The sequence below is a fragment of the Citrobacter sp. Cu231 genome, from assembly GCF_030332265.1.
GTDB classification, from domain to species: domain Bacteria; phylum Pseudomonadota; class Gammaproteobacteria; order Enterobacterales; family Enterobacteriaceae; genus Citrobacter; species Citrobacter meridianamericanus.
In genome coordinates this window covers 19,423-36,585 of the sequence record NZ_JAOWIE010000053.1, presented here as the reverse complement: position 1 = coordinate 36,585, position 17,163 = coordinate 19,423, and the positions used below count along the sequence as shown (strand labels likewise).

At 52.5% G+C, this 17,163-nt stretch carries 18 protein-coding genes and 1 pseudogene; 6 read left to right on the top strand and 13 right to left on the bottom strand.

Annotated features, from left to right (window positions below):
- Nucleotides 1-13: 13 nt before the first annotated feature.
- The 5 genes from OGY15_RS23040 to pgi all read right to left on the bottom strand — a co-directional run bounded on the left by OGY15_RS23040 (nucleotide 14) and on the right by pgi (nucleotide 5,926).
- Nucleotides 14-2,110 (bottom strand): YjbH domain-containing protein, encoded by a 2,097-nt coding sequence (locus OGY15_RS23040; RefSeq protein ID WP_151218077.1) that lies wholly within the window; start codon nucleotides 2,108-2,110, stop codon nucleotides 14-16.
- Nucleotides 2,110-2,847 (bottom strand): capsule biosynthesis GfcC family protein, encoded by a 738-nt coding sequence (locus OGY15_RS23035; protein ID WP_151218078.1) that lies wholly within the window; start codon nucleotides 2,845-2,847, stop codon nucleotides 2,110-2,112. Before OGY15_RS23035 ends, OGY15_RS23040 begins: the two co-directional genes overlap by 1 nt.
- Complete coding sequence (locus tag OGY15_RS23030) at nucleotides 2,844-3,482, bottom strand: YjbF family lipoprotein (RefSeq protein WP_286541258.1); 639 nt, start codon at nucleotides 3,480-3,482, stop codon at nucleotides 2,844-2,846. Before OGY15_RS23030 ends, OGY15_RS23035 begins: the two co-directional genes overlap by 4 nt.
- Before the next feature lie 85 nt (nucleotides 3,483-3,567).
- On the bottom strand, nucleotides 3,568-3,810 hold the full coding sequence (yjbE, locus tag OGY15_RS23025) for an exopolysaccharide production protein YjbE (RefSeq protein WP_061382702.1): 243 nt from the start codon (nucleotides 3,808-3,810) through the stop codon (nucleotides 3,568-3,570).
- 469 nt (nucleotides 3,811-4,279) lie between these two features.
- Nucleotides 4,280-5,926 (bottom strand): glucose-6-phosphate isomerase, encoded by a 1,647-nt coding sequence (pgi, locus tag OGY15_RS23020; protein WP_151218080.1) that lies wholly within the window; start codon nucleotides 5,924-5,926, stop codon nucleotides 4,280-4,282.
- A 301-nt stretch (nucleotides 5,927-6,227) separates the two neighbouring features.
- Here pgi and lysC point away from each other — a divergent pair, with 301 nt between their 5' ends.
- Nucleotides 6,228-7,577, top strand: coding sequence for a lysine-sensitive aspartokinase 3 (gene lysC / locus OGY15_RS23015; RefSeq protein WP_252838893.1), 1,350 nt, complete (start codon nucleotides 6,228-6,230; stop codon nucleotides 7,575-7,577).
- Nucleotides 7,578-7,619: 42 nt separating this feature from the next.
- Here lysC and OGY15_RS23010 read toward each other — a convergent pair whose 3' ends face one another.
- Both OGY15_RS23010 and OGY15_RS23005 read right to left on the bottom strand, forming a co-directional pair.
- Nucleotides 7,620-8,405 (bottom strand): nucleotidyltransferase domain-containing protein, encoded by a 786-nt coding sequence (locus OGY15_RS23010; protein WP_286541255.1) that lies wholly within the window; start codon nucleotides 8,403-8,405, stop codon nucleotides 7,620-7,622.
- Between the two features lie 5 nt (nucleotides 8,406-8,410).
- Nucleotides 8,411-9,538 carry a slipin family protein gene (locus OGY15_RS23005; protein ID WP_210905478.1) on the bottom strand — a complete coding sequence of 376 codons (1,128 nt, stop codon included), beginning with the start codon at nucleotides 9,536-9,538 and terminating at the stop codon, nucleotides 8,411-8,413.
- A gap of 448 nt (nucleotides 9,539-9,986) precedes the next feature.
- Here OGY15_RS23005 and rtcR point away from each other — a divergent pair, with 448 nt between their 5' ends.
- From rtcR to OGY15_RS22990, 3 genes are all read left to right on the top strand, one after another.
- Nucleotides 9,987-11,567: an RNA repair transcriptional activator RtcR gene (gene rtcR / locus OGY15_RS23000; RefSeq protein WP_151218084.1), complete on the top strand. Its 1,581-nt coding sequence runs from the start codon at nucleotides 9,987-9,989 to the stop codon at nucleotides 11,565-11,567.
- 111 nt (nucleotides 11,568-11,678) lie between these two features.
- Nucleotides 11,679-12,620: a ketopantoate/pantoate/pantothenate transporter PanS gene (gene panS, locus OGY15_RS22995; RefSeq protein WP_151218085.1), complete on the top strand. Its 942-nt coding sequence runs from the start codon at nucleotides 11,679-11,681 to the stop codon at nucleotides 12,618-12,620.
- A 97-nt stretch (nucleotides 12,621-12,717) separates the two neighbouring features.
- Nucleotides 12,718-12,990: a YjbD family protein gene (locus OGY15_RS22990; protein WP_003031655.1), complete on the top strand. Its 273-nt coding sequence runs from the start codon at nucleotides 12,718-12,720 to the stop codon at nucleotides 12,988-12,990.
- Here OGY15_RS22990 and rluF read toward each other — a convergent pair.
- From rluF to OGY15_RS22970, 4 genes and pseudogenes are all read right to left on the bottom strand, one after another.
- A pseudogene (rluF, locus tag OGY15_RS22985) lies at nucleotides 12,987-13,867 on the bottom strand (23S rRNA pseudouridine(2604) synthase RluF). The gene OGY15_RS22990 and the pseudogene rluF sit on opposite strands and share 4 nt — an antisense overlap.
- Nucleotides 13,868-14,117: 250 nt before the next feature.
- On the bottom strand, nucleotides 14,118-14,435 hold the full coding sequence (locus OGY15_RS22980) for a CcdB family protein (RefSeq protein WP_286541253.1): 318 nt from the start codon (nucleotides 14,433-14,435) through the stop codon (nucleotides 14,118-14,120).
- Nucleotides 14,435-14,728, bottom strand: coding sequence for a type II toxin-antitoxin system CcdA family antitoxin (locus OGY15_RS22975; protein WP_187253990.1), 294 nt, complete (start codon nucleotides 14,726-14,728; stop codon nucleotides 14,435-14,437). Before OGY15_RS22975 ends, OGY15_RS22980 begins: the two co-directional genes overlap by 1 nt.
- A 130-nt stretch (nucleotides 14,729-14,858) precedes the next feature.
- Entirely contained in the window at nucleotides 14,859-15,017 is a 159-nt protein-coding gene (locus OGY15_RS22970; protein ID WP_187254001.1) for a hypothetical protein, read from the bottom strand.
- Nucleotides 15,018-15,120: 103 nt separating this feature from the next.
- Between OGY15_RS22970 and OGY15_RS22965 the strand changes: the two genes are divergently transcribed.
- Nucleotides 15,121-15,282, top strand: coding sequence for a phage protein (locus tag OGY15_RS22965; protein ID WP_003841416.1), 162 nt, complete (start codon nucleotides 15,121-15,123; stop codon nucleotides 15,280-15,282).
- 87 nt (nucleotides 15,283-15,369) lie between these two features.
- On the opposite strand, the gene OGY15_RS22960 is transcribed toward OGY15_RS22965, so the two are convergent.
- Both OGY15_RS22960 and OGY15_RS22955 read right to left on the bottom strand, forming a co-directional pair.
- On the bottom strand, nucleotides 15,370-16,158 hold the full coding sequence (locus tag OGY15_RS22960) for a phosphotransferase family protein (protein ID WP_286541250.1): 789 nt from the start codon (nucleotides 16,156-16,158) through the stop codon (nucleotides 15,370-15,372).
- A gap of 149 nt (nucleotides 16,159-16,307) precedes the next feature.
- Nucleotides 16,308-16,820 (bottom strand): GNAT family N-acetyltransferase, encoded by a 513-nt coding sequence (locus tag OGY15_RS22955; RefSeq protein ID WP_286541248.1) that lies wholly within the window; start codon nucleotides 16,818-16,820, stop codon nucleotides 16,308-16,310.
- Between the two features lie 97 nt (nucleotides 16,821-16,917).
- On the opposite strand from OGY15_RS22955, the gene OGY15_RS22950 reads away from it, so the two are divergent.
- Nucleotides 16,918-17,139: a hypothetical protein gene (locus OGY15_RS22950; RefSeq protein WP_045378298.1), complete on the top strand. Its 222-nt coding sequence runs from the start codon at nucleotides 16,918-16,920 to the stop codon at nucleotides 17,137-17,139.
- Nucleotides 17,140-17,163: the final 24 nt, after the last annotated feature.

The following is a 17,163-nucleotide window of genomic DNA, read 5'->3' as shown; positions in this document are numbered from 1 at the left end:
ATCCGGCCATCAGTCAGCGGAAGTTTTCACTTCTGTCGCTGGTCATATCGTACAGACCAAACTTACGCCCAAGCTGCTGACCGCCATCGCGCGTTAACGGCGTCCAGCCAATCGCCGCGCGACTGCGGGTTGGGCCTGACGAGAACAGATCCAGCGGCACGGAAACGTACACCCCTTTAGTAAAATCACCTTCGCCATACTCATCCGGCGAGGCGTTAGTGATAGTCGCATAACCACCCACCACGACACCGCTGTCGAAGCGTTTGGCGATCTCCAACGTTCCGCCCTTATCCCCGGCCAGATACTGACCCACGCTGGCTTTCACCAGCACATCCTGGGCGAAAGAAGGATTCCAGTACGCCGTCAAATGCCCGGTCTTCACGCTGTAGTCGGTGAATTTCATCATGTCCTGCGCGCTACGCCAGTCACGCTGTTTCACGTAGTTGGCATCAACACCAAACGCCCAATCGCTGTCCAGCGGGCGATACAGCACTTCTGCCCCCGCCCCACCATACATGGTCTCCAGATAGCCGCCGTACACCTGTCCGTAAAACCCGTTGCCGAGTGACTGGAAGTAGTTGGCCTGCAGGTTATTCACGTAAACATCGTTTTGCACATAGTCACGTACATGGGTGCGCACACGCGGCAAATGCGAATCCTGCGGCGGGTTGGTGTAGTTAAACTTGTCATAGTTATTGGCGAGGTTGGCGAACAAACTCCCGGTGGTCAGCAGATGATCGGTAACCCACCAATCCGCCGTACCCATCACGCCCAACTGATACATATAGAAATTTTCCGGGCCGCCCACCGACTGGTTAAGCACCGGATCGATGTGGAAATCGAAGCGCGACTTATCGATATACCAGCCCTGCTCGGTCGTTTTCGGCACCACCGGCTCCACGCGTTTTTGCGCCAGCTGAGTCTCATGGCCCAACGGTTCGCCTTCCAGATGGTGCTTCAGGCTGGAAACTTCTGTTTCGGTCGTCACCTGCGGCAAGTTAAGGCGATTTTCCGTAATACGGATCGTGCGGATCCCGTCTGGAAGATCGTTCATCACGATCCGGTTGGCACGCTCGATCCCCTCGCGCGAATCACGGTATTTCACCTGTTCGCCGGTTACATACAGCGTATCGCCCTGCACCTGGATTTTAGGATCCGCCAGCCCGGCATTGTATTTCAGCAGCGTTAGCTGATTCGCCACTACCGAATGTTGCAGGATGGCATCCTGCGGCTGCGGCTGATACTTCGGACGGGCGTTATCGTTATAGTGTGGTCGCAAGTCGTTAAAGTTAGTCCGCAGCGTGAACCCAAACATAAAGGTGTTCCCGCGCTCATAGCTGAGGTTAACGTCGGCCCAATCGGTGACGCGATAAATAGCGCCGACGTTAAACTTGCTCTTCTGATCCAGCTTGCCCGCAAAATCCTGCTGGTAATTATTGCCCTCGTACTCCAGTTTCAGACGCAGCGGCTGCCAGGGTGTCTGATATTCCACGCCGCCAAACAGCGACGCCGGGCCGTGGAACATCTGGCTGCCGTCAATGGAACCCGCCTGCTTGTAACTGTTATCGCGATGACAGAATTTATCGCTGTATGAGCAAAACGGATTGCTGACGTTACCACTGGTCCCGAGGTATCCCCAGCCGAGACCGAGTGAGAAATCAAACGGTCCCCAGGCTTTGTTCGCCACAATATACTCCGCATCGAACAGGCCGGTTCCGCCAATATCGCGCGCGCCCACCGCCACCTGCGGCATCCAGTAGCTCTCTTCCCACAATCGCAGTTTAAGGTCGAAAGCCTTATCCTTGTATGTCTGATCGCCTGAAAACGACTCCACGCTGCTGTATTTTTTAGTGCGCACATCGGTATAGCGCAGGGTCGTTTCCAGCCACGGAAACAGTTGCACCGACGCAGAGTAATAGCGGTACTGATCGTTATCGCGGTAGTTAAGGCTCATTTCGCCCTCACGCGCCATGCGTGCAGTTGGGGTTTGCAGCAGCCCTACGCCACCAAAATCAGACTGGGAAGGACCAATCGGCGCAGGATACGTTTCACCGTGACAGGCCGCGCTGATACCCAGCGCCAACAGGCTGAGCAGATAAGTTTTTCTCATTATTCGGGTATCCGCTGGGTCAGGGTGCGAAGAATGTCGGCATTGATTTCATCCGGGGTGCTGCTCCAGACAGAGTCCGACAGCCCGACAAAAATGATGCTGCCGGGCATCGGCTCAATATGACGTTTGTTCCAGTAGGCGACCGGTACTTTTTGTGTGCGTCCGTCGGGATAGACAACCCAGGCGTAGCTACGATCCGCGCCGCTGAGCCGATGCTGCCCATCGAGATAGCTGGCAACATCACGTCCGGGTATAAACGGCTGTTTACCCGAGTGGCTTAGCAAACCCAACAGCGTGATATCCGTGGGCTGCGGTCCGACCCACAGCGTGTAATTACCCTGCAACGGCGGGTTGCCTCGCTCACTGGTACGCACTACATCCGGGTCGAGATTAATTGTCTGCCTGCCGGTCACCTTCAGCGCCTGAATTTGCTGGCGTAATGCGTTGATAGCGCCAGCATCATCACCGCTTGCTTCAGCGCCCAACGTCACCAGGCGAGCCAGTAATGCCTGCTGCTGACGTTGGGCCTCAGTTGTTGCCCGCTCTTCGCTGATAACCGCGCCTGGCCACCAGCTATTGCTCAACCGCGGCTGTCCGACCAGGTCGAGCAGATGTTCAGCCCCGGTCAGCGTTTTTGCTTCTGTGCTACCTGTCGTGATCACTTTTACACTGCCCACAGCAAAAACAGATGCCGCGCACAGGCTGAATGTCAGCGCAGTAATCATTTGTTTCATCATGGTTTTTCCGCCTTAATCAGCGTAGTTTTCACCGGGAAGAAACCTGCGCCAAGATACTGTTCTGACTGGCGAATCATGCCGTCACTGTCTACCCAGTAGCGGTTATGCCAGCGCGTTTGATCGGTGGTGACCTCTTCATCGAGGATCCGTACCAGCGTGTTATCGCTGCCGACTTTGATGGTGTCTGCGCCATCCCAGGTGAAAACCGAGCGCGCGGAGGCATAGCGTACCTGCCGATGCTCGGTCCAGCCCATCGTGCGGGTCCACGTTGCGCCGTCGACTATCTGATTTGGCTTTATGAGCGGGTCTGCCGCCAGATTATTCACCTCGATCAGGTTGTCCCCGCCAAGGTGCGTTTTCACAATGCGCCCATGCTGCGTGACGAGAATAGCCCGATCCTGAGTCACCCATTTCTGCTGTCCGTTTTCTGCAAACGCGAGTACCACAAACAGTTGGGGACCGCCGTTGAGCTGCATGTACTGGCTGGCGTAAGGCATGTTTTGAATTTCATCGTCCGTCATCTGTACGCTGGGAGTACCAAACACGCTATCCCACAGCGAATGCCCCAACCCTTCGGTGGTGGCTGAGCACGCCTGTAGTAACAGGCAAACCATTATGAGCGCTGGTCGCTTCACGACGTTTCTCCGCAGCGGCAAAATAACCACACCGAAGTGTGGTTATGGTTAATCCCCGTCATACTTCAGGGGCTACGTACTGGTGTTACTGGGTACTGGTGGTTGTCGTGGTGGTGGTTCCGGTATTAGAACCATCGCCGCCGCCGGTCGCCGCCAGGGCAACCCCCACCGCAGAACTTACGGTGCTCACGCTGGTCGCGGAGGAACTTCCCGCCGAAACCGACGCGGCAGCCGACCCTGCAGCCTCACCCACCTGAACGGGGGCGGCATAGACAGAGGTCACCGCAAGCGCAGATATAGCCCAAAGGCCATACAGAACTTTTTTCATCACAAATTCCCTTCATTGTATGAATGGAGATTTACCCAAAAGAATTTCGGGCGAGATCGAGTATACACAAGCGAAGTTTGTAAATTAGGTCGAGAGGGAATTTAGGACAATTAGATAACGAGAGAAAAAATTATTAATAGCAAATAATAAAAACAAATTAATTCAAATAGTTAAAATATAATAGTAAAAACACAATATCCGGTAAATCTGAAAATATCAGAAACAGGATAACGGTGAATAAATTATTTTAGGATTAAGCTCAATTAAATTTTTAGGTAATAACGTGGAGAAGTGGAATTATCTTATAAAAAAAGCTGATAATAATATCAGCTTCTATCACAGGTAATCTGCAAATTCATTCGAATTGCAGCAAGGCGGCAAGATCGTTAATCCCCGAGGCCATAGATAGCTATGTTCCCGGGGTTAACGAACGCAGCCAACACCGCTGCGGTTCGAAGGAAGAAGCAGATTAGCGCCAGGACTTATAACGGTTAATCAAACCGTTGGTAGAACTATCGTGGCTGCTCACTTCGGAACCATCTTTCAGCTCTGGCAGAATACGGTTCGCCAGCTGTTTGCCCAGCTCAACGCCCCACTGGTCAAAGGTGAAGATGTTCAGGATCGCGCCCTGAGTGAAGATTTTGTGCTCGTACAGGGCAATCAGCGCACCCAGGCTGAACGGCGTGATTTCGCGCAGCAGGATGGAGTTCGTTGGACGATTACCTTCGAACACTTTGAACGGCACAACGTGCTCAAGCGTAGCCGGATCTTTACCCTGGTCGCGATATTCCTGCTCAACCACTTCACGAGACTTGCCGAATGCCAGCGCTTCGGTTTGCGCGAAGAAGTTAGACAGCAGTTTCGGATGGTGATCCGACAGCGGGTTGTGAGTGATGGCCGGGGCGATGAAATCGCACGGCACCATTTTGGTACCCTGGTGGATCAGCTGGTAGAACGCATGCTGGCCGTTAGTGCCCGGCTCACCCCAGATGATTGGGCCAGTCTGGTAATCCACCGCATTGCCGTTACGGTCAACGTATTTACCGTTGGATTCCATGTTGCCCTGCTGGAAGTAGGCCGCGAAACGGTGCATATACTGGTCATACGGCAGAATCGCTTCGGTTTCGGCACCGAAGAAGTTGTTGTACCAGATACCGATCAGCGCCAGCAGCACCGGCAGGTTTTTCTCAGCCGGGGTGGTGGAGAAGTGTTTGTCCATCGCGTGCGCGCCAGAGAGCAGCTCAACAAAGTTGTCGAAGCCTACGGACAGGATGATGGACAGACCAATTGCAGACCACAGGGAGTAACGACCGCCAACCCAGTCCCAGAACTCAAACATATTGGCAGTATCAATACCGAACTCGCCAACCGCTTTACCGTTGGTAGACAGCGCTGCGAAGTGTTTGGCTACGTGCTTGTTGTCGCCAGCGGTCGCCAGGAACCAGTCGCGCGCGCTGTGGGCGTTGGTCATGGTTTCCTGGGTGGTGAAGGTTTTGGAAGCGACCAGGAACAGCGTGGTTTCCGGGTTCACTTTTTTCAGCACTTCGGCAATGTGCGTACCATCGACGTTCGACACAAAGTGCATATTCAGGTGATTTTTGTACGGACGCAGCGCTTCAGTCACCATGAACGGGCCGAGGTCAGAGCCGCCGATACCGATGTTCACGACATCAGTAATGGCTTTGCCGGTATAGCCTTTCCAGCTGCCGGAGATAATCGCTTCAGAGAAGGATTTCATCTTTTCCAGCACCGCGTTCACTTCCGGCATCACATCTTTGCCGTCAACGATGATTGGCGTATTGCTACGGTTGCGCAGCGCCACGTGCAGTACGGCACGGTCTTCAGTGCGGTTGATTTTCTCACCGGAGAACATGGACTTGATAGCACCGGCCAAATCGGTTTCTTTTGCCAGATCCTGCAGTTTAGCCAGCGTTTCTTCAGTGATGCGGTTTTTGGAGAAATCCACCAGCATCAGATCGTCAAACGTCGCGGAAAACTTAGTGAAACGATCGCTATCTTTCGCGAACAGATCCGCGATAGTAACGTCTTTCATTTCTTCAAAGTGTTTTTGTAGTGCCTGCCAGGCTGAGGTCTGTGTTGGATTGATGTTTTTCATTAGCAATACTCTTCTGATTTTGAGAATTGTGACTGAGATCGATTGTAACGCCAGCCACAGAAAAGTGTGATTGTTTTAATGCCATTGCCAGGGCATCCGCCAAATGTGGCTAAAAAGTATAGCTGTTATAAGTACTGTTACTCAGCGTTAACGCAGCATGAAAAATCCGCATAATCCCAGCGTTGACAGTACAGGCCACACATTTTATTTATAAATACGGTATTTGCATTTGCGCCTGCACCGGTTTCCGTTCTGCCTTTGTGCCATGGTCGCTCTATTCATTCCCTGACACGAGGTAGTTATGACTGATGTAGTTGTCTCCAAATTTGGCGGTACCAGCGTGGCGGATTTTGATGCCATGAATCGCAGCGCTGATGTCGTGCTTTCTGATGCTAACGTACGTTTAGTGGTGCTGTCCGCTTCAGCGGGTATTACTAACCTGCTGGTCGCGCTGGCAGAAGGTCTGGAGCCAACCGAACGCTTCGAAAAACTCGACGCCATTCGTCAAATTCAGTTCAATATTCTGGAACGCCTGCGTTATCCGAACGTCATTCGTGAAGAGATCGAACGTTTGCTGGAGAACATCACCACACTGGCAGAAGCGGCGTCACTGGCGACCTCAACCGCGCTGACCGACGAACTGGTCAGCCACGGTGAACTGATGTCTACCCTCCTATTCGTCGAGATCCTGCGTGAGCGCAACGTGCAAGCGCAGTGGTTTGACGTGCGTAAAGTGATGCGCACCAACGATCGTTTTGGCCGTGCAGAGCCCGACGTTGCGGCGCTGGCTGAACTGGCTTCGCACCAGCTGGCCCCGCGCCTGAGCGAAGGTCTGGTGATTACTCAGGGCTTTATCGGCAGTGAAAGCAAGGGCCGCACCACCACGCTGGGACGCGGCGGCAGCGATTATACCGCCGCCCTGCTGGCCGAAGCGCTGCACGCAACGCGCGTTGATATCTGGACCGACGTTCCCGGCATCTACACTACCGATCCGCGCGTGGTTCCGGCTGCGCAGCGTATTGATGAAATCGCTTTTGAAGAGGCCGCAGAAATGGCGACCTTTGGCGCGAAAGTACTGCATCCGGCAACCCTGTTGCCAGCCGTACGTAGCGATATCCCGGTATTTGTTGGCTCCAGTAAGGATCCAAAAGCAGGCGGTACGCTGGTCTGCAATAAAACCGCGAATCCACCACTGTTTCGTGCGCTGGCGTTACGCCGTAAGCAGACGCTGCTGACGCTGCATAGCCTGAATATGCTGCACTCTCGCGGCTTTTTAGCGGAAGTGTTCGGCATCCTGGCACGCCACAATATCTCGGTCGATTTAATCACCACATCCGAAGTCAGCGTCGCGCTGACGCTGGATACCACCGGTTCAACGTCCACCGGCGATACGCTGTTAACGCAGTCTCTGCTGATGGAACTGTCGGCCCTGTGTCGGGTTGAAGTCGAAGAAGGCCTGGCGCTGGTGGCATTGATTGGCAACGACCTGTCCAAAGCCTGCGGCGTGGGTAAAGAGGTGTTCGGCGTACTGGAGCCGTTCAACATTCGAATGATTTGCTACGGCGCGTCCAGTCATAACCTGTGCTTCCTGGTGCCCGGTAACGAAGCTGAGCAAGTGGTACAGAAGCTGCACCATAATTTGTTTGAGTGAGTAGACGCTAACGCCCGATGGCTCTTGTACCATCGGGCATTTTCACCGCATCACCGTGTCATATAATAGTCGGTCCAGTGTCCGGACATTCCCCTCCCGGCTGTCTGGTAAGGTTGGCGGGATTTCTCCTCTCTCCAGTTCGGCGCGGATAAACGCATGTAACAATGGACGACGCGGACCATACTCAGCCTCACCTGAGCGCTGTTTGCGCGCCAGCAATTCGTCGATTTCCTGACGCAATGGCGCATCCAGTTCACTTCCCGCCAGCAGCTCGGCAAAACGCATCGGCGGTACGCCCTTGCCCGCTTCCACCCAACGTACCGCCAGCAGCGGCCGAATGACGTAGAAGTACTTCTTCAATCGCACGTCGTGGCCCTGCAGATAACCGCGAAAGTTTTTCCGCGCCATTGAATAGTAGTGCCAGCGGGCACGCAGCGGGGAAAACCATTCAGGCACCAACGCTTTCAGCGCCGACACGGTCGCATCATCCTGCTGATAGACCACCGGCGAATCCAGCCACTCGATAAGCGTCGGGTTTGCGCCTTTGAGTAACCCCAGCGCCTTGCGCCATTCCCAGCCGCACACGTCCAGCTCATCATCTATCGGCAGCTCGATAACATCACGTGGCGCTTCGATCCGCAGATACCATTCAGGGGAATGAACATAGAGGAACCGCACGTCGTAATCGCTGTCTGGCGAGGCAAATCCCCAGCCACGGCTGCCGGACTCACAGGCGTACAGCACCCTGACGTTATAGCGTTTCTCCACCTCTTTTAGCTGGCGCAATACCCGTTCGCGCATTGCACCGTCCACTGTGTTGTAACTCATTATTTTTATCCTTTTATGTTCACAAGACCGTGCAACACCTGGTCGAGGCCACCGAATACCGAGATTTTATCGATCCGTTCCGCGACTCTTTCGAGGGTTTCCAGTTCTTTTAAGCGCAGCGCTACCGGGTTGTTTTCCATTACTTTGGCGGTATTCAACAGCGATCGCGTGGCGGCAGTCTCTTCACGACGTCGGATCACGTTGGCCTGGGCGGATTTTTCCGCTTCAACCAGTTGCGACAAAATGGCCTTCATATCGCCGGGCAGGACAATATCCTTCACCCCCAGCGAAGCCACCTCGATACCAAACGGCGTCATGCGGGCTTTCACCTGCGCGCTCACCACCTCATCAATCACCTGTTTATCTTCCAGCAGTTCGTCCAGCGTGCGCGTTCCCACCGCTTCACGCAGCGCAAACTGCAACTCACGGTAAAGGTGATCCAGCGGTTTAGTCAGTTGACCAAATGCCAGCAGTACATCGCTATAACGCCAGTTCGCCGCCAGGTTCAAACGCAGGTTGACCTTATCTTTGGTCAGGATCTCCTGGCCGCCGACCTCCAGCACCTGCAAGCGGGTATCCACCACTTCCGCTTCAATCAGATGATTTACCTTCCAGTATGCTGTTAACCCCGGCGGCAACAGCGCCTGAGTTTCACCATCAATTTTCAGTACACCGACGTGCCACGCCGGAACCTGCACCGTTAAGATCGCTTCGCGACCTTTCACCGCACCGCTGCGACGGGGCTGTAACACCGCGTTCATCACATCAACAGGAACCAAAACCTGACGTGTATCCATCTGCACCAGCTTCAGCGCTTCATCGGCCTGCCAGTACAGACGGCGCGTTGCCGGTGGCAAAATTTCCTGCAAGACGCCGTTCACATACAGCGCACCTGCTTCAGTATCGGTTAGATCAGCCACCACACAGTACTGCTCCACCCATGTAGGCTGGAAGCGACGTAAATACTCCGCGAGCGCTTCCGGAATTTCGCTGCCATCGGTATTGATTACCAGAACGTCCGGAGTGTTAAACCATGGCAAACGGTGTTCACCTGTATTCAGCACCTGATAGTAGTCACCCTGTCGGGATAACAGGCCAAGCTGGCCTTTACGAATAGTAATTTTCTTAGCCATTTTATATTCCTTAATATCGTTCAGGCGCGGGTGCAGGGGCGAAGCGGCAGGGGAATTCCCTTTTGCCTGCCGCACGGCATCTTTACCGGCAGCCTGTTCTTGAGCGTGCTAACTGCGCATTGCTCCGCTTTATTTCTATGATTAACAACCAGTTTCATTGGGAGAATGAATCGGGAATCGAACCCGTTTGGTGGTCATCGGCTGACGGAACACTTCCGGAAAACAGCCTGTGCCGTTCCTGACGTGCCGGCGGGGTTTAACCCCCTGCGCTTTCAGCGTGATTGACGCAAGTGTTATTGCCAGAAGCGTGCCAGGAATTAAAACAGGCATGATTAATTTTTAATTAATTGATTTTCATAGATTTAATTATTTACGCCAATCATGGCGGTTGTCTCGATGGGTTTATTTTTTTATCTTTTAATCTCTTATTTATCTTTTTGGATAAACCATGAAGAAGCAACGGGTAGTGATTGGCGTACTGGGAACGGTGCTGGATAAGCGCGGCAAGCGGGCCAATCGGTTTAAGAAGTGGCGACCCACGGTTGGGCTATGCCAACAACCCGATTTCCCTGTCGACAGGCTGGAACTCCTCCACCAGCCACGCGATGAGAGCATGGCGCAAAGGTTGATTGAAGACGTCGCGCTGCTTTCGCCGCACACCCAAGTCCGCCCGCATACCGTTACCATTAACGATCCGTGGGACTTTGAAGAGGTCTACGCCGCGTTTCTCGACTTTGCCACGCATTATGAGTTTGATACGGAAAACGAAGAGTATCTGGTGCACATCACCACCGGGACTCACGTGGCACAAATCTGCTGGTTTTTGCTGACGGAAGCGCGTTACCTGCCCGCCAGCCTGTTGCAAACCAGCCCGGCACCACGCGGTTCATCAGATGAAGCCGTCGCCGCTGGCGTCTGCTCGGTTATCGATCTCGATTTAAGCCGCTATGCCACGCTCACCAGTCGTTTTCAGCGCGAACAGCAGCAGTCGGTATCCTTTCTGAAAGCCGGGATTGATACGCGCAACGCCACTTTCAATAAACTGATCGATCGCATTGAGCGGGTAGCTCTGCGCTCAACAGACCCGATCCTGCTCACCGGCCCTACCGGCGCGGGCAAATCCTTCCTCGCGAAACGTATTTTTCAGCTACGCCAGTCGCGGCATCTGGTGGCGGGAAAACTGGTGGCGGTTAACTGCGCGACCCTGCGCGGTGATAATGCGATGTCAACGCTGTTTGGCCATGTGAAGGGGGCGTTTACCGGTGCGCTCACGGCGCGTAGCGGATTGCTGCGAGAGGCCGATGGCGGCGTGCTGTTTCTCGATGAGATCGCCGAGCTGGGGCTGGACGAGCAGGCCATGTTACTCAAAGCGATTGAAGAAAAAACCTTTTTCCCGTTTGGGTCGGACAAAGAAGTACACAGCGATTTTCAGCTGATTGCCGGCACCCATCGCGACATGCGGCAATGGGTCGCTGAGGGCCGTTTTCGCGAGGATCTCTACGCGCGTATCAACATGTGGAGTTTCACCCTGCCCGGTCTCGCGCAGCGGCGGGAGGATATCGCGCCGAACGTCGAGTATGAGCTGCAACGTTTTTCCAGCAACAAGCAGACGCAAATCCGTTTCGATAAAGAGGCACGCACTTCCTATCTGGCGTTTGCCTGCTCCCCGCAGGCGCAATGGCGCGGCAACTTTCGTGAACTCAGTTCATCCATCGCGCGCATGGCGACACTTGCCGAACAAGGTCGCATTACCTTATCCCTTGTCGAAGAAGAGATTGCGCTGCTAAAGGAGAGTTGGCAGATAGCCACTCCGCAGCCTGAACTGAATATGGACATTGACCTGTTCGATCGCCGCCAGTTAGAAACGGTACTGGAAGTGTGCCGCCGCTGCGCGTCGCTGTCGGAAGCCGGACGCGAACTGTTCGCCGTCTCGCGGCAGAAAAAAGCCAATCCTAACGATGCGGACCGCCTGCGCAAATATCTCGCGCGTTTCGGGCTGAGCTGGGAAAACATTCACTGCGGAACATAAACATAATTTGTTTGAATAATATTCCATCACGCGATACACAATAACTATGGCCGGGCTCGATCCCGGCTTTTTTATAACAACACAACACATTTCAATCGCAAGGAATACAACATGCTCGCTACTCTCACGCGGCTGTTCCCGTTATGGGCGCTGCTGCTCTCTGTTATCGCGTATTACACGCCCTCCACATTTACGCCTGTCGGGCCATTCGTGCCATCGTTACTGATGCTGATTATGTTCGGCATGGGCGTGCACCTGAAGGTGGATGACTTTAAACGCGTACTCTCACGCCCTGCGCCGGTTGCGGCAGGTATTTTTCTACACTATCTGGTGATGCCGCTCGCCGCATGGATTTTGGCGCTGGCTTTTAATATGCCACCGGAACTGTCCGCAGGTATGGTGCTGGTCGGTAGCGTCGCCAGCGGAACGGCATCTAATGTAATGATTTACCTGGCGAAGGGCGATGTGGCGCTCTCCGTGACGATTTCATCGGTTTCAACGCTGGTCGGTGTTGTCGCCACACCGCTGCTCACCCGTCTTTACGTCGACGCGCATATTCAGGTAGATGTGATGGGTATGCTGCTGAGCATTCTGCAGATCGTGGTTATTCCGATTGCTTTGGGCCTGGTCATTCACCATCTGTTCCCACGCGTCGTAAAAGCCGTAGAACCGTATCTGCCCGCGTTTTCTATGGTGTGCATCCTGGCCATCATCAGCGCTGTTGTGGCAGGTTCTGCGTCGCACATAGCGTCGGTCGGCTTTGTGGTAATTATCGCCGTTATTCTGCATAACACCATTGGCCTGCTTGGCGGCTACTGGGGCGGGAAACTGTTCGGCTTTGATGAATCCACCTGCCGCACACTGGCGATTGAAGTCGGCATGCAGAACTCCGGCCTCGCCGCTGCGCTGGGCAAAATCTACTTCGGTCCGCTCGCCGCTCTGCCCGGCGCGTTGTTCTCCGTCTGGCATAACCTTTCCGGTTCGCTGCTTGCGGGTTACTGGTCCGGTAAACCGATTGCTAAAGAACCACAGCAAACAGTGAAGGAAAGTTAAAAAAATGCCGGGTAGCACATGCTTACCCGGCCTGAGTGCTATCAGCCTGACCAGGATTACCGTACACTGAGAGTATCGGCTAACAGAGGGCACCCGTATGGCACTCCCCCGCATTACCCAAAAAGAGATGACTGAGCGCGAACAGCGTGAACTGAAAACGCTGCTTGACCGCGCACGCATTGCGCATGGTCGACTGCTGACCAACGCAGAGACCAACAGCATCAAGAAAGAGTACATCGATAAGCTGATGGCCTTGCGCGAAGCCGAAGCTAAAAAAGCCCGCCAGTTGAAGAAAAAGCAGGCTTATAAACCGGACTCAGAGGCGTCATTCTCCTGGTCGGCGAATACGCCAACGCGCGGCAGACGTTAACGTCCTTTCTTCTTACGCCCCGGCGAGGTAAAACGCTTCCCGTTTGCCGCCGGGCGCGATTTCTCTTTCTCCGCTGATTTTTCGATTTTCACTACCGGGCGCTTGATACCTGCGGTGGCGGCTTTTGGCTTCGCTTTCGCCTTCGGTTTAGCTTCTGAAGAAGAATTCTCAATCAGCTTGAACAAATCGATCAGTTCGTCATCCGTCAGGTCGCGCCATTCACCTAGCGGCAGGCCGGACAAACTCACGTTCATGATGCGTGTGCGCTCAAGCTTCGTCACTTCATAACCAAAGTGCTCACACATACGGCGGATCTGGCGGTTCAGCCCCTGAATCAGCGTGATGCGAAACACAAACGGCGCTTCTTTCTTGACCTTACATTTCTTGGTAACGGTGCCGAGGATTGGCACACCGGCTCCCATCCCACGAATAAAGTCGTCGGTTACGGGCTTATCGACCGTCACCAGATACTCTTTTTCGTGATCGTTACCGGCCGCAGGATTTTATTCACCAGGTCGCCGTGGTTGGTCAGAAAGATCAGCCCCTGGGAATCTTTGTCCAGACGGCCAATGGGGAACACGCGCTTGCTGTGGTTAACGAAATCAACAATGTTGTCGCGTTCGCTATCTTCGGTGGTGCTGACAATCCCTACCGGCTTGTTCAGTGCGATAAAAACCAGATCCTCCGCTTCACGCGGCTCAATCAACCGACCATTCACTTTTACGACGTCGCCAGGCATCACCTGATCGCCAATGGTGGCGCGTTTACCATTCAGGAAGACATTCCCTTGTTCGATAAAGCGATCCGCCTCGCGACGCGAGCAGATTCCGCTTTCACTGATGTATTTATTTAATCGGATGGATGAGTCGGGCAGCATAATTTCTCCTGTATACACTTCATCCTTCAAGCCGTCTCTGCGTTGGCTGCCCTCACTCACCCTGGTCACATAGTTATCTATGCTCCCAGGAATTCGTTCCCTTGCCGCCTTGATACAACTTGAATGCTTTTGTGTATTAAAAGCGAAATATACCTTACCTTGCAGGCGATAAAAATAATCGTGCGCGAATGCCCGAGGGCTATTTGTGATCCGTCACACCTTTCAACATAATCAGCCCCGTCATGGTGCTCTAATAACCGTTAAGCAGGAAATCAATCGCATCGCGAAGTTCAGCCCTGTTTGCGGTCAGATCTCCCACACAGTTACCCATATTCTTCACCGGTATGCCTGTCATCATATGCGTCATCACCACATAGGCTTGCCCACCAATACTAACAACAGGACAAATTTTAGCTGGCGGTACTTCGTTGGGGAACTGGCTTAGCACGATAACGGGGGCAACCAGTACATGTTGCAAAACAGCGGCCACCGGATGCTGTAAGCTAATTAAAAACGGATAAACGCTTTTTCCACTGCCAGTATTCTCATAAGCGCAATACTGCTCCATCAGAATGTCCTTTGAAAATCACTGAACGAACCGTTTTCTTCCACCCATTGATTCAATGCTTCTATCGATTTTTTATTATCCCGCAACCATTCTTCACGTTTGTTCTCGCGAAATTTTTCGATTAGGGCTTCAGTTAAAACAGCTGACAGATTGATTTTAAGCTTGCGCGCCTCTTCCAGTATCTCTGGAGCCAGAGAGACATTGACTGATTTTTTTACCTTAGACACAGTGCGCATGACAACCCCCATAACAGTGCGCATGACATGCCTAAGATTAGCGTAATAAACGAGCATTTCCTATTCCCAGACCAACAAATCATTATGTCACACTAAGGTGGTTGCACAGGTCTGTCACATCCCGAAGAAGAAGTCTGCGAGGCGCTTTCCAGATGAGTTTAGGGGGGCGCTGACAAACAGTTGCTGGTCAGCTTTCGCCCATAAAACTCAGCGTATGGTACAGCCCTGCCAGCGCCTCTTCACAACCGAACGACAGCACCAGATTCTCTTCGGTAGTGAGATGGCGACAATCAAGATGGCGGAACGCCTCGGCGAGTGGAAAATAAAGCAGATCAGCTTGCGGCATGCGTGTTCCCGCACTTTCGGGGCGTTGTTATTTTTGATATGTGAGCGTAATGTGTCATCACACATACCCACACCACTCTTGTGTAATTAAGGTGTCACCACACATGAACGAAAGAAGAGGCAATCCCCCGTTTCAATTCCGTCTGGATCCGGAACTGCGCAAAGCGATGGAAGAAGCACAACGGCAGGATGGCGACGAATCGTTGGCAGCCTGGATTAAACGTGTGATTAGAAAAGAACTGAAGCAGAAAGGGATTGAAGTCTAGCGATCGACATTATGTATCGTTTTCTGGAGGTCTGCTTAGAGCGAGGAGCGGACATTCCGGTAAAGTGCATTTTTTTAAATTCATTCTTCATAACATTTTTTTGACGTTGTCTAACCAGTCTGGAAGATGCTCTCTATACCAGTTTAGATAAATGGGAAATGCAGCCTTTTTCCGCTTTTGAAGTAGGGTAATCACTTCCGTGACAATCCAGGCTTTGGCTATAGCAATTTCTCTGGCCAGATCTATGATATTTTTGTGGGAGGATAGCTTGCAATAGCGTTCTGAAAGGGCCATAAACATTTGTTTTTTCCCCATTCCATTTATAAGGGGAGCCAGGTCGATAGCAGGACTCCCTTTGCCAAATCTTTCCCAGTCAAAAAGAACTAAATCACCGTTTTCTCTCATTCCCCAGTTGCCTGCGTTGCTGTCGCCTGAAACCAGGCTTTGGTAGCCAAATAACTCATTACTACATTGCTGAAATCGTCGTAGCTGCTGTGCACTTTTTTCTGGTAACGCCAAAAGCACGAGAGAGTTTTCTAACGCTTTTTCTGTCCAAGTATGAGTGTGATAAAGCCATTCAGAATGCGCAGGATAACGATGCAGGCGGCCCAGCATAGCTATGGCATAATCATTGGCCACATTGGCTTGTTCAACCGAATAAGGAATATACTCCATACTTAATTGGCGTAAGGCTGCATCAGCAGACAAGAGCTTAGGAGTTGCAACCTCTGCCTGATTAAGCTCTGTTGCCACGTATTTATAAAAGGCCCACTCAACTTCGCTGACAGGCCACTTCTCTATAACTATATGATCACAATCACTGGTATTCAGAGCCACTCTGGCAGTGCCCATTTTGGATAAATCCATGGCAGACATGCACTATCCCTTCAAAATTAGCGGATTGGTTGTTCTTGTTTATTAAGTGTAATGCAAATAGGTAGTGGTGCGGATGAAGTTATAAAGCACCATTCCTAATTTGCGCGTATGGCAACGTCCGCTCCTGGCACGAAGCGGCCGGTCACCCGCTAGACAGCAATCCCCATGATCCTGATGACGCTCTGCTGTGAAGCTGTTTTGAAATAGTCTCTTTTAATTAAGGTCATGCCCTGTTTGCGGTAGAAATTACAGGCACGTTCGTTCTGTTCAAGAACCTCCAACCATACAAAGTCTTTCCCCTTGGCCCGGGCCAGCTCTTTGACGGTGTCAAACATCACCTGACCGTAACCTTTACGGGTGTCTGCAGGATCAAGATAGAGTTTGTTAAGCTGCATCCCTGACATATTCGTATCAGGGATGCTGCTTTCATAGGTCACTTTCGCAAAACCAATTGGCCTATCGGTCTCTGCTACATACCAACAGACCGCTTGCTCTTTCAGGCTCTGTTCCAGCTCGTCCAGAGAATATTCGCTTGCTAAAAAAGCTTCCAGTTCAGACTTTGACTCCCACAGATGTTCAAAGTGTGCGCGGTAGATGCGGTAGCCCAGCGCATTAAGCAACATCGCGTCGGCAGGTGTGGCTTCACGGATTTGTAATGTCATGAATGATTCCTGTCCTGGTAATAAATTAACGATTACTGAACTATATCAAAACTGTCAGTGATACAGTGGTATGCGAATATTTCAGAGGCTTATCAGTATGAAGATTGTTTTTATCCCTGCGCTGATCGTCGTCCTGATTGATAAAGAACAGGACATGGGACGGGAATTGACCCGCGATGAGGTTGAGTCTATCCGCGATGGTGCTACAGCCATCCGCCTGCCGGCCGAAGCAGCCGAGGATATAATCAGAGAGCGCGGTTACCGCGATATTGATCCTGAGAATGTCTGGCGCGAGTGGCAGGCGTATAAAGCTGACTGAATGTCGATGGGAGCACGCTGCTTA

What these genes read in the sequence shown, in the direction of transcription:
- OGY15_RS23040 (WP_151218077.1), bottom strand. Translation starts at nt 2,110, where the DNA reads ATGAGAAAAACTTATCTGCTCAGCCTGTTGGCGCTGGGTATCAGCGCG.
- OGY15_RS23035 (WP_151218078.1), bottom strand. Translation starts at nt 2,847, where the DNA reads ATGATGAAACAAATGATTACTGCGCTGACATTCAGCCTGTGCGCGGCA.
- yjbE (WP_061382702.1), bottom strand. Translation starts at nt 3,810, where the DNA reads ATGAAAAAAGTTCTGTATGGCCTTTGGGCTATATCTGCGCTTGCGGTG.
- pgi (WP_151218080.1), bottom strand. Translation starts at nt 5,926, where the DNA reads ATGAAAAACATCAATCCAACACAGACCTCAGCCTGGCAGGCACTACAA.
- lysC (WP_252838893.1), top strand. Translation starts at nt 6,228, where the DNA reads ATGACTGATGTAGTTGTCTCCAAATTTGGCGGTACCAGCGTGGCGGAT.
- OGY15_RS23010 (WP_286541255.1), bottom strand. Translation starts at nt 8,405, where the DNA reads ATGAGTTACAACACAGTGGACGGTGCAATGCGCGAACGGGTATTGCGC.
- OGY15_RS23005 (WP_210905478.1), bottom strand. Translation starts at nt 9,538, where the DNA reads ATGGCTAAGAAAATTACTATTCGTAAAGGCCAGCTTGGCCTGTTATCC.
- rtcR (WP_151218084.1), top strand. Translation starts at nt 9,987, where the DNA reads ATGAAGAAGCAACGGGTAGTGATTGGCGTACTGGGAACGGTGCTGGAT.
- panS (WP_151218085.1), top strand. Translation starts at nt 11,679, where the DNA reads ATGCTCGCTACTCTCACGCGGCTGTTCCCGTTATGGGCGCTGCTGCTC.
- OGY15_RS22990 (WP_003031655.1), top strand. Translation starts at nt 12,718, where the DNA reads ATGGCACTCCCCCGCATTACCCAAAAAGAGATGACTGAGCGCGAACAG.
- OGY15_RS22980 (WP_286541253.1), bottom strand. Translation starts at nt 14,435, where the DNA reads ATGGAGCAGTATTGCGCTTATGAGAATACTGGCAGTGGAAAAAGCGTT.
- OGY15_RS22975 (WP_187253990.1), bottom strand. Translation starts at nt 14,728, where the DNA reads ATGCTCGTTTATTACGCTAATCTTAGGCATGTCATGCGCACTGTTATG.
- OGY15_RS22970 (WP_187254001.1), bottom strand. Translation starts at nt 15,017, where the DNA reads ATGCCGCAAGCTGATCTGCTTTATTTTCCACTCGCCGAGGCGTTCCGC.
- OGY15_RS22965 (WP_003841416.1), top strand. Translation starts at nt 15,121, where the DNA reads ATGAACGAAAGAAGAGGCAATCCCCCGTTTCAATTCCGTCTGGATCCG.
- OGY15_RS22960 (WP_286541250.1), bottom strand. Translation starts at nt 16,158, where the DNA reads ATGTCTGCCATGGATTTATCCAAAATGGGCACTGCCAGAGTGGCTCTG.
- OGY15_RS22955 (WP_286541248.1), bottom strand. Translation starts at nt 16,820, where the DNA reads ATGACATTACAAATCCGTGAAGCCACACCTGCCGACGCGATGTTGCTT.
- OGY15_RS22950 (WP_045378298.1), top strand. Translation starts at nt 16,918, where the DNA reads ATGAAGATTGTTTTTATCCCTGCGCTGATCGTCGTCCTGATTGATAAA.